Source organism: Sulfurimonas sp. HSL3-2 (genome assembly GCF_039645965.1).
Classification (GTDB): domain Bacteria; phylum Campylobacterota; class Campylobacteria; order Campylobacterales; family Sulfurimonadaceae; genus Hydrocurvibacter; species Hydrocurvibacter mobilis.
Map to the genome: position 1 here is coordinate 2,177,200 of NZ_CP147917.1, position 15,199 is coordinate 2,192,398.

General features: G+C 37.5%; 14 protein-coding genes. 7 read left to right on the plus strand and 7 right to left on the minus strand.

Annotated elements, in window-relative coordinates:
* The first annotated feature begins 9 nt into the window (after positions 1-9).
* Together WCX87_RS11030 and tviB are read left to right on the plus strand one after the other, a co-directional pair.
* On the plus strand, positions 10-780 hold the full coding sequence (locus tag WCX87_RS11030; protein ID WP_345979940.1) for a hypothetical protein: 771 nt from the start codon (positions 10-12) through the stop codon (positions 778-780).
* A gap of 63 nt (positions 781-843) precedes the next feature.
* Positions 844-2,103 carry a Vi polysaccharide biosynthesis UDP-N-acetylglucosamine C-6 dehydrogenase TviB gene (gene tviB, locus WCX87_RS11035; RefSeq protein WP_345979941.1) on the plus strand — a complete coding sequence of 420 codons (1,260 nt, stop codon included), beginning with the start codon at positions 844-846 and terminating at the stop codon, positions 2,101-2,103.
* Position 2,104: 1 nt separating this feature from the next.
* Here the strand turns inward: tviB and WCX87_RS11040 are convergent, their stop codons facing one another.
* From WCX87_RS11040 to WCX87_RS11055, 4 genes are read right to left on the minus strand one after another with little or no spacing between them, the layout of a single operon-like run.
* A complete protein-coding gene (locus WCX87_RS11040; protein ID WP_345979942.1) occupies positions 2,105-2,998 on the minus strand; it encodes a glycosyltransferase in 894 nt (297 codons plus the stop codon).
* On the minus strand, positions 2,988-3,812 hold the full coding sequence (locus WCX87_RS11045) for a glycosyltransferase (RefSeq protein WP_345979943.1): 825 nt from the start codon (positions 3,810-3,812) through the stop codon (positions 2,988-2,990). The genes WCX87_RS11040 and WCX87_RS11045 overlap by 11 nt, the downstream gene beginning before the upstream one ends.
* Entirely contained in the window at positions 3,809-4,921 is a 1,113-nt protein-coding gene (locus WCX87_RS11050; protein WP_345979944.1) for a glycosyltransferase family 4 protein, read from the minus strand. The genes WCX87_RS11045 and WCX87_RS11050 overlap by 4 nt, the downstream gene beginning before the upstream one ends.
* Positions 4,914-5,654 carry a glycosyltransferase family 2 protein gene (locus tag WCX87_RS11055; RefSeq protein ID WP_345979945.1) on the minus strand — a complete coding sequence of 247 codons (741 nt, stop codon included), beginning with the start codon at positions 5,652-5,654 and terminating at the stop codon, positions 4,914-4,916. The genes WCX87_RS11050 and WCX87_RS11055 overlap by 8 nt, the downstream gene beginning before the upstream one ends.
* Before the next feature lie 53 nt (positions 5,655-5,707).
* On the opposite strand from WCX87_RS11055, the gene WCX87_RS11060 reads away from it, so the two are divergent.
* The gene (locus WCX87_RS11060; RefSeq protein ID WP_345979946.1) at positions 5,708-7,003 is read left to right on the plus strand and encodes a PIG-L family deacetylase; all 1,296 of its coding nucleotides are present in this window, start codon (positions 5,708-5,710) and stop codon (positions 7,001-7,003) included.
* Here WCX87_RS11060 and WCX87_RS11065 read toward each other — a convergent pair.
* Positions 6,998-8,143: a glycosyltransferase gene (locus tag WCX87_RS11065; protein WP_345979947.1), complete on the minus strand. Its 1,146-nt coding sequence runs from the start codon at positions 8,141-8,143 to the stop codon at positions 6,998-7,000. The genes WCX87_RS11060 and WCX87_RS11065 overlap by 6 nt on opposite strands.
* A gap of 58 nt (positions 8,144-8,201) precedes the next feature.
* Here WCX87_RS11065 and WCX87_RS11070 point away from each other — a divergent pair, with 58 nt between their 5' ends.
* Positions 8,202-8,948: a lipopolysaccharide kinase InaA family protein gene (locus WCX87_RS11070; protein WP_345979948.1), complete on the plus strand. Its 747-nt coding sequence runs from the start codon at positions 8,202-8,204 to the stop codon at positions 8,946-8,948.
* On the opposite strand, the gene WCX87_RS11075 is transcribed toward WCX87_RS11070, so the two are convergent.
* Together WCX87_RS11075 and WCX87_RS11080 are read right to left on the minus strand one after the other, a co-directional pair.
* Complete coding sequence (locus tag WCX87_RS11075) at positions 8,945-9,910, minus strand: glycosyltransferase family 9 protein (RefSeq protein ID WP_345979949.1); 966 nt, start codon at positions 9,908-9,910, stop codon at positions 8,945-8,947. The two genes, WCX87_RS11070 and WCX87_RS11075, sit on opposite strands and share 4 nt — an antisense overlap.
* A gap of 3 nt (positions 9,911-9,913) precedes the next feature.
* Positions 9,914-11,239, minus strand: a complete 1,326-nt coding sequence (locus WCX87_RS11080) for a UDP-glucose/GDP-mannose dehydrogenase family protein (protein ID WP_345979950.1) — start codon at positions 11,237-11,239, stop codon at positions 9,914-9,916.
* Between the two features lie 203 nt (positions 11,240-11,442).
* On the opposite strand from WCX87_RS11080, the gene WCX87_RS11085 reads away from it, so the two are divergent.
* The 3 genes from WCX87_RS11085 to WCX87_RS11095 are packed head-to-tail and all read left to right on the plus strand — an operon-like array spanning position 11,443 to position 15,169.
* The gene (locus tag WCX87_RS11085) at positions 11,443-13,236 is read left to right on the plus strand and encodes a sulfatase-like hydrolase/transferase (RefSeq protein WP_345979951.1); all 1,794 of its coding nucleotides are present in this window, start codon (positions 11,443-11,445) and stop codon (positions 13,234-13,236) included.
* The gene (locus WCX87_RS11090; RefSeq protein WP_345979952.1) at positions 13,221-14,480 is read left to right on the plus strand and encodes a glycosyl hydrolase; all 1,260 of its coding nucleotides are present in this window, start codon (positions 13,221-13,223) and stop codon (positions 14,478-14,480) included. The genes WCX87_RS11085 and WCX87_RS11090 overlap by 16 nt, the downstream gene beginning before the upstream one ends.
* Before the next feature lie 14 nt (positions 14,481-14,494).
* On the plus strand, positions 14,495-15,169 hold the full coding sequence (locus WCX87_RS11095; RefSeq protein ID WP_345979953.1) for a phosphatase PAP2 family protein: 675 nt from the start codon (positions 14,495-14,497) through the stop codon (positions 15,167-15,169).
* The last annotated feature ends 30 nt before the right edge of the window (positions 15,170-15,199 follow it).

Here is a 15,199-nt window from a genome sequence, read left to right on the forward strand (position 1 = left end):
GAACTGTAAATGAATATAACTGAATTAGATGAGAATATTACAGATTCAAAGACATTTTCCATTTGTACTCTTGTAACAGATTTATCTGAATACCACCAAATGTGTGAATCTTTTCGTAATGCCGGTTTTTCAAATGAAAATTCAGACTTTATATATATCAATAATACGAATGGTAATAAATATGATGCCTATGAAGGTATTAGAAAATTTTTGAACTTTTCAAAAAACAAATATATAATTATCTGTCATCAAGACATCTTACTTAAATTTGATAACTATGATACACTTTTAAAACGTATTGAAGAGGTAAATAATCTTGATAAAAACTGGGCGATACTAGGAAATGCAGGACATTGCAGTTTTAATGATTTTAGACTTAGAATAACAGATCCTTATGGAGAAAATCGTTACCAAGGTCCTCTACCGGCACAAGTTTACGATCTAGATGAAAACTTTATCCTAATCAAAAACAGTGCTCAACTTAGTCTTTCCAATAATATAAGCGGCTTTCATTTTTATGCAACTGATTTATGTATCATTGCGGATATTCTCGGTTTTAGTACGTATGTAATAGATTTTCATCTTTATCATAAAAGCGGTGGAAGCTGTAATCCAAGTTTTTTTCAAGCGAAAAAAAAATTAATTCAAAAATACACATATGCTTTTAGACCAAGATATATGAAAACAACATGCACTAAATTTTTTATTTCTGGACACTCAATTTTAAATAAATTGATGATGAACAAATATATGTATAGCATCCGAAAACGGCTAAAATAACATAAACATTAAAGCTTTTTAGGTATAATCTCATAACAAACACCGCTCTGATGGGAATAATATATGATCAAAAATAAAATAGCAATCATTGGCTTAGGTTATGTTGGATTACCACTTGCTCATGCTTTTAGTAAATTTTATAGTGTAATTGGCTTTGACATATCTAAGCAAAGAATAGATGAGTTAAATAATGGTCATGACAGAACTATGGAATTATCTGATGTACAGGTTCAAGAAGCTCTCAAAAACGGCATGTTATTTAGCTTGAACCTTGATGATATCTCATCTTGTAATATTTATATCATAACTGTCCCAACACCAATAGATAAAAACAAAAGACCTGATTTAACACCTCTTATTAAAGCAAGTGAAACCGTTGGAAAAGTACTTAAAAAGGATGACATAGTAATATATGAATCAACGGTATATCCAGGTGCAACTGAGGAAGATTGTGTTCCAGTTTTAGAAAAAGTATCGGGACTGAAATTTAATAACGATTTTTATTGCGGATACTCACCTGAAAGAATTAATCCAGGAGATAAAACTCATACTGTTACAAATATTTTAAAGGTCACATCAGGTTCAACCTCGGAAATAGCAAAAAAAGTCGATGATCTATATAAAAGTATCATAACTGCTGGAACGCACTTAGCCCCATCCATAAAAGTTGCTGAAGCTGCTAAAGTTATTGAAAATTCTCAACGTGACATTAATGTTGCATTTGTCAATGAACTTGCAATTATTTTTAACAAACTAGGAATAGATACAAATGCTGTTTTAGATGCAGCTAGTACAAAATGGAATTTTCTACCTTTCCGTCCTGGTTTAGTTGGAGGACACTGTATTGGAGTTGATCCATACTACTTAACACATAAAGCTCAGGAAGTCGGATATAATCCAGAAATAATTTTAGCAGGGCGTAGACTAAATGACAATATGGGGATTTATGTAGCGAACCAGGTTATAAAGCTAATGATCAAAAAAGGTCATAAGATCGAAGGTTCAAATATCCTCATTTTAGGTATTACATTTAAAGAAAATTGTACAGATATACGAAATACAAGAGTTGTTGATGTAATAACGGAACTTAAAGAATTTGGTTGTAATGTAGATATATATGATCCATGGGTTAACAATAAAGAACTTGAAGAAGAGTATAATCTTTCCACTATTGACTTTGATAAAATAAACTTAGGGACTTATGATGCTGTTGTTTTGGCAGTTGCTCATAAAGAGTTCCAAGAACTAAACCTAGATGGGACTACTAACTGTGTTATTTATGATATAAAATCAACTTTAAAATATAGTGATGCTACTCTATAGTTTATTTTAATAGTAATTTTAATCCAAATCTACATGTGTCATATGAGTATTTAACTGAATATCTAGCCAGTTTTAAATAATACTTCGCACGTGTATAATTTTTCTTTTTATAATGTTCTCTCACTCTTGCAAGGTATAAAATACTTTTGCCTTTTCTAATCGCATACTCTGAAGCACCTTGAAGATTTTTTGCGTAGTCAACAGTGTAAAGTTGAGCTTTAAATAACTTGTATGCTGATGCACTCTTAAAAATAGACTCCGAATAGACACGGTAGTTCCCAAGATACTCCTTTATAACGCATACGTTTCCGTATTGTGCTTTAATCATATGAGCAAGTTTATCATGTAGCATCAATGTATGTGGTATATTATAAAAATGTTCGTCCAAACAAGAACGTCTAAACATATTTGAACTGTTGATAATATGGTTTTGCATAATTATATTGTTAATTGTTCCGACAGTCGCATTTTTTCCTTTTGTCTTGCCGATTATTTTTCCTGATTTATCTACAAAATTAACTAGGTGATGTACCATACTGCATTCTGGATGCTTATCTAAAAAATCGACTTGTTTTTGTAGTTTTCCCGGTAACATTAAATCATCTCCATCTAAATGCGCTATATACTCTCCTACAGCCATCTTAGTTGTTTCTATATAATTACCGGTATGTCCTAAGTTTTTCGTTCTATAAATTGGCTTAACTATATTTGGATACTTTTTTTCATAACGTTGTATAATTTCACAGGTTCTATCACTTGAAGCATCATCACCGATAACAAGCTCATACGGCACATTGATCTCTTGATTTAAAATACTTTCTAATGTTTCCTCTATAAAATTTTCTTGGTTATATGTAATAACAGTTATACTTAATTTTATATTATCAGTTTTCATGCTGCTTTAATCCCTGCTCACAAATATATTTTTTTTCCTCTTTATTTTTATTGAATCTTGCCCACTGTTCTTTTGTTGTCGGATTATTCTGTTTTTTGTGATACAGATGGAATGCGTTTGCTACATTTTTACAAGAGTACAGTGTAAGCCCGTATGCACGGAATCTCCAGTCCAGATCCATATCATCAGGCAATGATGACTCCCCGTAACTTTCATCAAATCCGTTAATAGCGACCATATCGTCTCTAAAACAGGAGAAGTTACAGCCGATGAGGCTTGTGTTTCTTTTTCTGTTTGCCATAAAAGTTTTATATATAAACGAATCCGGATCAACATGAATGCCCTGCTCGAACCTTGCATTTCTATCAAACATAAGTTTAAAACCCAAAATAAAATAGTATTTTTCCAAAGTATACGGTTTTAGACTTCCATCTCTAAATTTTTTTGTCAACTCGGCATTTAAGTTCACGCGTCTGCCTGCCAAAACTCTTCCTCTTTGTGCAAGGGCGACATGTCCTTCGACAAAAGTAGAATAAGGAATAATATCACCGTCTAAAAATATAAGGTATTCACCTGAGCTTTTTAGTATCCCGTTGTTTTGCGATCTTGATTTTCTGACACCCGCATCTTCTTGAAACGTATGCTTAACATCCAGCCCTTCAATTGAGTTCACATACTCTTTCATCTCCTGCGCTTCATTATCCTCTGCAACGACCACCTCAAAGTTTTTGTATGTCTGAGTCTTTAATGCCTCGATAATGAGATTTAAAGACTCTATATCTTTGTAAACTGCGATTATTATACTTACTTTCATACCATCTCTTCTAAAATATTTTTCAACTGTATAAACTGCTTCTCATTTGAAAACATCTTTTGACATTTTTCCTGTCCCGCATGTGCTATGTTCTTTTTCAGTTCTTCATTATTTATAAGGCTCTCAATCTTCTGTGCCAGACTCTCATAGTCTTGGTTCTCAAAGAGCAGACCAGTTTTCTCATCATCTATGATCTCCACGACTCCACCGCTGTTTGAACCGATGACTGCCGTACCTACTTGCATCGCTTCGATAAGTACAAGTCCGAAGGTCTCTCGCTTGGATGCCAAGACTACCGCATCACACACTTGATAAAAATGGTGCGGATTTTTCATAAAACCTAAAAAGTGGATATTTTGTTCGATGCCTCTGTTGTTCACGTCACGCTTCAGCTCCTCTAAGTAAGACTCTTTCATCGGATGTCCTACAAAATACGCGTTTACATGTAAGCCTTTTTTGACAAGTACTTCGACCGCTTTAATGAGCAGATGCTGCCCCTTTGCTTCGTTGATACGTCCTACCATACCGACATTAAAACTTTGAGAATCAAATCCGAGTCGTTCTTTTAATTCCACAGCTTCTTTATCATCAAGAAGTTCAGGTTTATCCGATCCCATATAGAGAACCTCTATCTTTGGACGTACGGATTCGGGTATAAAGCGCTCAAGCTGTTCTTTTACCTGATGGGTCACAGGCAGCATCAAAGAGATATTTTTGTAAAGCCATCTATGGTACATATCGTCTTTAAATCTTGTCATCGTCATGTTTCTTGTCTGTACGATGCGAGGTTTACATGTAGAAAGGTTTTTTGCCAGTACCGCGACCAAAAGATCTTTCGTCCAGTGAGCATGAATGATATCTATCTTGTTCTTATCTATGATGTGAGCGAGTTTTTTTGCCGTCATGTAAGTCATCAGTCCGGATTTTCTTTTAACAGCTTCGTATCTGTACGGGGTATCTTTATAGTACTGTTCAAGCTTTCCGTCTACGTTGATAACACTGATGACGTTCATATCATCATCGAGAGCTTTTGCGCTTCTTACCATATAAAGTTCCAAACCGCCAAGATCGGGAGAGAGACAGAGCTCAAGAAGGTTTTTCTTACTCATCTTCTTGCATCTCCAGCATCAATGCATATTTCATATAAGAACTAAAAGCAGATATGACCGCCACATTCCATCCATGAATGCCGTGAAACGCTCCGCCTTTTAATACAAGTGCTTTAAACAGCGCACCCATACCGTGTAAAAATGGATCGAACACACCGACACGCTTGCCCTCTTCATGTGATATTTTAGCCCCTCTGGTTATAAACTTATGCGTGGTCTTTATCATCTGGGAATAATCCTCGTATGAGTAGTGGAGCATGTCCGCATCAAGGTCTTTGACATTTTTTGTCTGCACTCTTGCATGTCCGCCGGCAGTAGAAAAGGCACATTTTTTGCGGTTATAAAGCCGCGTCACACGATCCGGATACCAAAGTTTTATAAAATGTTTTCCGACAAACGTTTTTCTTGCAAATGAAAACGCATCATACGGCGTATTTTCAAGGTCAAGATTTTTAATCGCTTCTATGGCGTTCTTATCGAGTCTTTCATCTGCATCGATGCTGAGTATCCAATCGTTCTTTGCTAAAGGTGCACCGAATGCTTTCTGCGGTCCGTCACCTAAATATGCTTGCTTGACTACTTTCGCACCTAAAGATTCTGCGATCTCGCAAGTCCTGTCACTGCTAAGAGAGTCGACAACAAGGACTTCGTCGCACACTTCTTGAACTGATTTTATGACATCTGTAATATTTTTTTCTTCATTCAAAGTAATTATATTTGCTGTTATTTTCATAAGTGATATTCTATCACAGTAACTATTTGATATAATTGTATTTAGGAGATTTTATGCTTTTTTACCTGATTATCATCTTTATATCCCTCTATCTCTTTATCGTCCTTAAACGTGCACAAAAATACAAATACGACACTTCAAAAGATTATCTCTATAATTTAAAGACAGCCGAACAAGAAGAGATAAAGATCCATAACAGTTCCATAGATATTTCAAATAAGTATAAACAATACGATACACTTTTTTTAAAAATAGACCTTGCATTCCATCCTATCTCATATCTTTTAAAGCCATTCATCGAAATAGAGGGTCAAAAACACTACTTTGAATACGGTGCGCAAGGGATCAGATATATCAACCTGTCACATATCAAAGATCAGCATCTCCGTCTGGAGCAAAGAAATCTAAGGTTAAAAAACGACTATGTAACACTGTATGGATATACAAACAACATAGATCTGTCCAAAAAAATACTTATCTTGGCTCCGCATGCAGATGATGCAGAAATAGCTGCATTTGGAGTTTACAAAAGTGCAAAGGATGTGACTATCGTCACGACAACGATAGGTGAACACGGAGTCTGCAACTACTGTGATATTTATGACGATAAAAGAGAAGCATCTCTCAAAAAAGCCGAACTGCGAACATTTGATGCCTTAAATGTTCCTCTTCTTGGCGATGTCGAGCAGGCAAATTCTTTAACACTCGGTTATTACGGCGGAAGCTTAAAATGGATGCAAGAGCATCCGAATGAAAAGGCCGTTTCACTTGTAAAAGAGTTCGGCGATATGAACCATTTTAGAAAAGTATCTCATTCTCATATACAACTGCCGGAGCATGTCCAACCAAGACACGATTCATTCTTAAATGACCTGGAGATGATACTCTCACAGGTAAAACCCGACTATATCGTCACACCCCATCCTGCCATAGACTCTCATCCCGATCATAAATACACGACATATGCTCTTATTGCTGCCGTTAAAAAAACAGAACTGCCATGCAAGCTACTCACCTATACGAACCACTTAAGTCTAAGCGAGACATACCCCGTTGGACCTATGCATGCAGCCGTAACCCTGCCGCCAAATCTCAGCGACTTCTATTTTGACGGTTTGTACTCGTTTGAGTTAGATACAGATCTGCAAAAAGACAAGTTTTTTGCTCTAGAAGCGATACATGATCTAAGAGATTCACTTGTGTCCATCTCTATAAAAAAAGCCTATAAACAGCTGAATAGAATGATAAAAAGGGCAGTAAGCGGAAAAGACAAAAGCTACTTTAAAAGAGCGGTAAGAGCTAATGAGCTCTTTTTTGTCGTGGAAAGTGAGAACATAGACAGATTATAGATACAGCTCTTTATATCTGTTCACGATCGCCTCTGCTCTAAACTTTTGCGTGTAGCTGTCAAAATCCCATACTTGCTCTTCCGCTATCGTCTCGACTATTTTTTTGGCAAACTCATCTACATTAAAATCGATCATGTATTTTTCAAGATCATCTGTCATAATATCTTTTACTCCGCCTTTTGATCTTGTAGTAACGACCTTTGTGTCACAGGCAAGTGCTTCTATAAGCACCATGCCAAAACCTTCTGCAAACGAAGTCGATGTCAAAAGCGATGCATTTTTAATCCATGGATACGGATTACTCAGCAGCCCTAGAAGCTTTACATGTAAGCCAAGATCAAACTCTTGCAACTTACTTTTGATGTTTTGCATATCGTGTCCGTCACCTACGATGACCAATGGAAGAGTTAGACCATAGTGATCTCTTGCGTATCGGTACGATTCAAGTAAAAAAGAAAGATTTTTATTTGGTGTCACCCTGCCCACACTGATGATATAGTCTCCCTCTATCTCAGGTTTGTATGCATCTGCTTTTTTTCTTATCTCATCGATATCAAGCGGATTGTTCACTACATTTACAGATTTTGCTTTGACCGATGTTATCGCCAACACCTCTTCTATCTTCTCTTTAACACCGCTGGACACACCGGCTAAGTTCTTACCGCTATAGACACATTTGATATAAAAATTGTCCAGCTTCGAACCGTGTTTTATAAATACACTCTCGACCATCTGTACAACACGGTCGTCTTTTATCGGCCAGATGAGTTCAAAAGTACCGTGACCGCGCATGATAATAAGGTCAAACTTCCCAAACTTTTTTTCCAGTTTTTTCAGTTTATATCGAAATACCGGAGCAAAAAGAAGTCCGCTGTATATAAAATACGTGTTTCTAAACACACCGTTTAAGAGCTTTGCAAGAACGCCTAAAACAGCACCGATAACGGTCATATTGAGTGCTTTATCGAGATTGAAATGATGAAAATGCACACTTTGTTTTGGAGTAAATGCTCTTTTTTTGTCTTTAAAATATATAAGATGTGATTCATCTCCGGCATCTGCAAAAGCTTCTGAAAGATTGACAGCCACTCTTTCCATCCCGCCGATCTTTAAACTTCTTACAACAACAGCTACTCGCATAAAAACTCTCCATATTAAAATGTTATAATATCAAATCAACTAAACAAAGCAGGTTAATTTGTCATATAAACTACAACTAAATCCAAAATACCCAGACTTTCAAGAGCATCTGCTAAACATTAAAAATATTTTTAAGAGCTCCGACGAGAGTATCCATAAAGCAAGAAATGAACTCAAGATCATAGAACTAGGCGGGATAAAATGCGTAGTAAAATCTTTTAAAGTACCGCATATCATCAACCGCATCGCTTACACATTTTTTAGAGACGGGAAAGCTAAGAAGTCCTATCTTAACGCTCTTAAACTAAATAACTTACATGTAAACACTCCCGACCCCATAGGCATCATAGAGTTCTTTGAATCTGGACTGCTCAGTGAAAGCTATTTTATATCGGTTTACGAACCATACGATTTTACCATCCGTGAAGTGTTTCACCACAAAGTTGAGAACACGGAGCAGATACTCAAAGAGTTCGCACACTTTAGCTACGACCTGCACCAAAAAGGTGTATGGCACGTAGACTACTCTCTTGGGAACATTCTAATAACAAAAGAAGAAAGTGGCTATAAATTTTCACTTGTCGATATAAACAGAATGGAGTTTAAGAGCATTGCAGGCTACGAAGGGCTAAAGAACTTCAATAAATTCTGGGCAAAAGACAGAAATGACCTTCTTATCATCGCAAAAGAGTATGCAAGACTTGCATCACTGGATGAAGAAAAAGCTATTGCGACAGTTCTTGATGAAGCGACGAAACTTGAAGGCAGAGTCAACTTAAAACGCAAGATCAAAGGTAAAAGCTAAAGTGCTTTTATCGCTCTTTTCACATCTTCAAACATCTCTGCTCTTTTTACCTCATCGTGAGGTATCATATAATGTTTCTGTATCGATTCGTCACTGACACTTTTCCATCTCTTTGAACTTGCAAAAAGAGTATCTGCAAAAAAAGTCACCGTAGGAGTTCCGACAAGTGCCGCTAAATGGTATGTCCCTGTCGAGGTAGAGACAAAAAGTTTAAAACCGCTGGTGAGTTTTGCAAAGTTCACCAAACCTTCTGTTGAGATATAAAAAACCACATCTTCACCGTCTAGTCTCTCTTTGCAGTATTGATAGAGTTTTTGTTCATCGGGACCGAAAGTCATTACTACCTGAATACTCTTTACTTCTAAAGCACTCTTCACTAGCTCGATATATTCATCGACACTCCAATTTGCATCAGACGAGCCTCCAAAGCCCGGATGAAAGGCAATAGTTTCTTTTAATATACCATTAATCTTACAAAACTTTTTATACACTTCGTCTGCATCATCAAACTGCAGAAGCGGTTTTTCAAATTGCAGATCTATATTTGGAAATAATACGCGTGCGAGCTCTAAATTATATTCGAACTCAGCCATTTTCACTTCACTTCTTCGCTGTTTTACACGCTTTGTATAAAAGATCTGCGCTATCTTTGTCGCAGGAGCGATCCGCCTTGGAATACGTGCTAAGAATTGGGCAAGTGCTACACGTGTATTTGAAAAAAGGGTTATGGAAACATCTATCTTTGCAGCATGAAGTTTTTGAGAAAGATCAAATACGGAAGATCTGCCATCATCGACGATCACCTCATCGATAAAATCACATGCACGGGCCAATGGCTCATTTAAAGGTGCTACACAGACTACGACCCTATTCTTGGGATCATACTGTTTTAACACCTTACATGTAGGAAGTGCGGTAATAAAATCACCGAGCTTATCCGTGCGTACAACCAGTATATTCAAGGATCAGTTTACTCCGATCTGGAAGTATTCAAACCCTTCTTTGTTCATCTTCTCTTTATTGAACTGATTACGTCCATCGAAAAAGACAGGATTTTTAAGAAGTCTTTTCATCTCATCGAAGTCAGGGCTTCTAAACTCCTGCCATTCAGTTACAAGGATCATAGCATCGGCATCTTTTAAAGCATCATACTTCGCATCTACGTAAGAAACATTTTCATTGCCTTTAAGATAGAAACTCTCAGCTTCATGACGTGCTTTTGGATCATATGCCACGATCTTTGCACCTCTGCGCGTAAGCTCGTTAATGATAGTAATAGAACTAGCTTCACGCATATCATCGGTCTCAGGTTTAAAACTAAGTCCCCATACTGCGAAAATCTTTCCGTCAAGGTTCTCACCGAATCTTTTTATTACTTTATCCGAGATCACTTTTTTCTGTGCGTAGTTCACCTCTTCTACTGCATCGAGGATGCGAGGCGTATAACCGTTGTCTTTTGCCGTTTTTGCCAAAGCCTGGACATCTTTTGGAAAACAGCTTCCGCCGTATCCGCAACCCGGATAGATAAAACTGTAACCGATACGACTGTCGCTTCCTATACCATTACGTACTTTATTTATGTCTGCACCGACACGTTCACAGATCTGACTCATCTCGTTCATAAAAGAGATCTTTGTCGCAAGCATCGCATTTGCCGCATATTTTGTCATCTCAGCAGATTTGATATCCATAGAGATAAACCTGTCGTGGTGCTTCATAAACGGTGCATAGAGTTCACGCATGATATCTAACGCTTTTTCGCTGTCTGAACCTATTACAACACGATCAGGATGCATAAAGTCATTAATAGCCGCACCCTCTTTTAAAAATTCAGGATTTGAAACTACGTCAAATGGAATATTTACGCCGCGCTTATCCAGTTCGGCTTGTATCGCTGCTCTTACTTTATCTGCCGTTCCCACCGGAACAGTCGATTTATCGACTACCACGATATAGTCCTGCATGCTCTCACCTATCTTTTTAGCCACTGCCAAAACATATTGTAGATCGGCACTGCCGTCTTGTCCCATCGGTGTTCCAACCGCGATAAAAGAGATAAGTGAATTTGCTATTGCATCACCTGCATCCGTCGTAAACTTTAAAGTGCCTTTTTCATAGTTCTCTAAAGTCATATCTTCTAAACCGGGTTCATAAATAGGAATGATTCCTTGGCGAAGTTTTTCTATTTTCTTTTCATCTATATCAACACAAGTAACCTTATTTCCCATCTGTGCAAAACACACACCGCTTACTAAGCCTACATAGCCTGTACCGATAACTGATATCTTCATTAACTTCCCTATTTTATAATTGAGATATTTTAACAAACAATTGTTATAATTTCACTTATATGTAAGCAAAAGGAACTGCGCAATTGAAATTTCAAAACAGGTATACTCAACTTTTTACTGCTATAGCTCTTAGTTTTTCACTTTTTTTTGCAACTAGGGTCTTCTTATATACCTCATATTTTGATTATTTCTCAAACCTGGACTTGAGCGAGACTATTCGTTCATTCATAATGGGTTTTCGTGTAGATGCAGCTATTATCTTCACTTTCACTTCTCTGCTTTGGATCGCCCATCTCCTGCCGTTTAAGTTCACCCTTCATAAGCTTTACAGACAATCCGTCGGTATCATCTGGGGAGTCATAGTCGCAGGGATCATCTTTTTCAATATCGGTGACTCACTCTACTTTGGATTTGTCAACCGCCATATCAGCAACGAATTAAGTGTTATCGGCAATGATGTAGGTATTCTTGTAAATATGGCAAAGGACTATTTTCCGCTTCAGACTATTTTTTCCGTGATCATATTTTTTATCGTCATCTATCTTTTTTATAAGATCTTTACAGGAAAATTGAAAAATACTCATATAAGACAGAGCGAATGGTTTGTCCTTCCTGTCGTTGTCATTATAGCTTTCATCGGCATACGCGGAAAAGTCGACGGCATCTCTTTTAGCACCTCAGACGCATTTGCAGTAAACAAAGTCTCATCCGGAAATCTTGCACTTAACGGATTTTTCTGTTTTTACCGTGGAGGCAACAGACAAAATATCTGCCATGCATCTATGTCGACAACAAAAGCAATCGATACCGTAAAACAAAATCTTAACTCTGACAAAACAGTATATGACAACGCAGGATACCCTTTAATGAGGCATTATAAAGAGCCCGTAAAACAAAAATATAACGTTGTTATAGTCTTGATAGAAAGCTTTAGTGCAAAGTATCTTGATGCACTTTCACACAATGGATACAAAGCAACGCCCTATCTGGATGAGCTTGCAAAAAATGGGATCTTATATACAAACTTCTTTGCAAACGGTCAAAGATCGCTTGAAGGAATCACCTCAATATATACAGGTTTGACACAGATCGTAGGATTTGAAAACTTAGGAGAGGGTCTGGAGCTTTACAACCCGAGCTTTCTAGGAAAACTAGCTCATAAAAACGGCTATACGACAATAGCCATGCAAAGTTCTGACAGAGGATCATTTCGTGTAGACAAGCTAAGTAAACTCGCAGGATTTGAAGATTATTATGGAGCAGAGGACATCCCTCGTACCGGCATCGAAGAGGGAAATCCACATTTTGGTGCATGGGACGGGAATATGTTTCGTTTTCTCTCTTCAAAACTTCATACGATAAAACAACCTTTTATCAGTTTCTGTTTTACTGCATCAACTCACGCACCTTACTATCTGCCGGGCAAGAAATGGGAGATATATCCGCATTCCGCTAACAGTGAACAGGGATTTTTAAACAGCATGTATTATGTTGATTCACAGATCAAAGAGTTTATGCAAAGATCAAAAAAAGAACCTTGGTTCGATAATACGATCTTTATTTTTACAGCCGATCATGTAGGTCATGCCGTTCTAGATAAAAAAGTACAACCAGACTCGAAAGCCAAAGAGAGCCTGCTTCCAGATTTTCATATCCCGCTTATTATCTATGCACCGAAGATCTTTAAACCCCACACCTCATCGATCGTTGCTTCACATGATGATATTTTTCCTTCGATCGTCGACATACTTGGCTGGCAATCTGACTTTACCAGTATGAGCCAATCTCTGTTTGATGCAAGTGCCAAAACAAGATTTGCCTTTGTAAAAAGAGGAAGTACCATTGCCATAACTGACGGAAACGGTTCTGTCGGGTACAACTATAAAGACTTTATTGATGAAAAAGGAAATGTGAGTAAAAACCTTAAAGACCTGCTGCTAGGACTTGATACGGCTGGAGCGAATCTATTGAAAAACTCTAAATGGATGAAACCGTGAGAGAACCGTTTCTTTGGGATGAATACTCAGACCAGCCATACCAGTTAAAAGACAGAAGCTTTAAAAAGATGATGAGAAAGCGTGAGCTTCTCTCACTGATAAAAACTTTTTTAATATCGATTATCGTTTTGCCTGTCTCACTCTTTCTGATGCCCTTTGTAAGACGAAAGACAATCGATACCGATAACTTTTTTGCCATAAGCGTCAATCTGGACAAAGAACCTTCTCTCACGCCGGAGCTTTTAAAGGAGCTTGAAGTAGGACATATCCTTGTACGCTGTAAACTCTGGGAGATGGATAAGCTACAAGAGCTAAACGATTTCATTCTTGCATGCAAGGCTCAAGAAGTCACCGTAAACATTCTTCAAGACCGTGAACACATAGATGACCTCAAACTTCTAGAAGAAGATCTTCGTAAAATATTCAGCAGCTTACCTGCAAAAAGGTTCCAGATAGGCTCGACTATAAATCGTGCTAAATGGGGATTTTTCAGTGTCGATGAATACAACCGTTTTTATAAGATCGCTTACAGACTACAGCAAAACGAGTTTCCAAAGATCAAACTTATCGGAAGCGGAGTCATCGACTTTGAATACCACTTTACGGCACATACTCTCTTTAACTTTGATAACTACAAATATGACGGTGTCGCTTCACTGCTATACGTAGACAGACGCGGTGCACCTGAAAATACACAGATGGGCTTTAATCTTCTTGATAAGATAGCACTGCTGAGCACTATGATCTGGCTCAGTCCAAAAAGTAAAAACCGTCTTTATCTCACCGAGACGAACTGGCCGCTTAAAGGCACTGCACCATACGCACCGACAAGTGAATATGAGTGTGTTGACGAGGAGAGTTATGCGGACTATCTGGTTCGCTACTATCTCTTGGCTTTTGCTTCACAACAAGTAGATGCCGTGTGCTGGCATCAGCTTATTGCTCCAGGATACGGGCTCATCGACAATCGCGAAGGAATAAGAAAAAGAAAGGCTTTTTATGCTTTTAAGACACTTCTTTCATTCATAAAAGGCTCGCAGTTTCTCCGTCTGGATATAAAAAGAGGCTATCATATCCTTCAATGTCTAAAAGATGACAAACTGATCCAGATCCATTGGTCTTTAGAGAAAAAAGTTATAAAGAATGAGGATTACTTTGATGCTTACTCCCGTAACGGTCTAAAAATCACAGATGACGAGATAACTGTATTTACTAATCCTATATATTTACAAATAAAGGATTAGATATAATTTTGCCTATGAACAAGAACTTTTTACATGTACCTGTTTTTATATGGGCAGCATTCATCATATCATCACTAATATTTGTTTTTTTTCCTCAAATAGACATATATATCAGCAACCTTTTATATGATCCAAAATATGGCTTTACCGCAAACGGCACATGGTATGAAAGCATACTTTATAACTCCGTCAAACCTATTGTATTTATAGCTATTGCACTGCCTATTTTGATATGGATATACAATATACTTGTAAAAAAGAATATCCTGAGTATTAATGGAAAAGTCATTGGATATATTCTTTTAGTTATTGCTATCGGACCCGGTCTTATTGTAAACGATATCTTCAAAGAGCATTGGGGGCGTGCCCGTCCTGCACAGACAATTGTATTTGGTGGCCAAAAAGAGTTCACTCCCGCGTATGTCATAAGTGATCAAGGTGGATATTCTTTTAGCAGCGGACACACAGCAGGAGCATTTTTTCTTGTAGCATTAGCTCTTCTTGCAAGAAAAAACAGAGCTTTTTGGATGAGTCTTGCATTTGTTTACGGGATACTTGTCAGCTATGTAAGGATCGCTGCAGGAGGACATTTCTTTAGCGACACGGTCGTCTCGTTTTTTATTGTCTATATCACCTCCTTGATGCTATACGGCATCATCTTTAAAGGAAAAAGCCATACAGTTTCGTAATCAATTAACACAGATCGTCTCTCTTATCTT

Excerpts from the sequence above, each read along its gene's own strand:
- tviB (WP_345979941.1), top strand. The coding sequence starts at position 844 with ATGATCAAAAATAAAATAGCAATCATTGGCTTAGGTTATGTTGGATTA.
- WCX87_RS11090 (WP_345979952.1), top strand. The coding sequence starts at position 13,221 with ATGGATGAAACCGTGAGAGAACCGTTTCTTTGGGATGAATACTCAGAC.
- WCX87_RS11060 (WP_345979946.1), top strand. The coding sequence starts at position 5,708 with ATGCTTTTTTACCTGATTATCATCTTTATATCCCTCTATCTCTTTATC.
- WCX87_RS11080 (WP_345979950.1), bottom strand. The coding sequence starts at position 11,239 with ATGAAGATATCAGTTATCGGTACAGGCTATGTAGGCTTAGTAAGCGGT.
- WCX87_RS11095 (WP_345979953.1), top strand. The coding sequence starts at position 14,495 with ATGAACAAGAACTTTTTACATGTACCTGTTTTTATATGGGCAGCATTC.
- WCX87_RS11030 (WP_345979940.1), top strand. The coding sequence starts at position 10 with ATGAATATAACTGAATTAGATGAGAATATTACAGATTCAAAGACATTT.
- WCX87_RS11050 (WP_345979944.1), bottom strand. The coding sequence starts at position 4,921 with ATGAGTAAGAAAAACCTTCTTGAGCTCTGTCTCTCTCCCGATCTTGGC.
- WCX87_RS11065 (WP_345979947.1), bottom strand. The coding sequence starts at position 8,143 with ATGCGAGTAGCTGTTGTTGTAAGAAGTTTAAAGATCGGCGGGATGGAA.
- WCX87_RS11040 (WP_345979942.1), bottom strand. The coding sequence starts at position 2,998 with ATGAAAACTGATAATATAAAATTAAGTATAACTGTTATTACATATAAC.
- WCX87_RS11055 (WP_345979945.1), bottom strand. The coding sequence starts at position 5,654 with ATGAAAATAACAGCAAATATAATTACTTTGAATGAAGAAAAAAATATT.
- WCX87_RS11045 (WP_345979943.1), bottom strand. The coding sequence starts at position 3,812 with ATGAAAGTAAGTATAATAATCGCAGTTTACAAAGATATAGAGTCTTTA.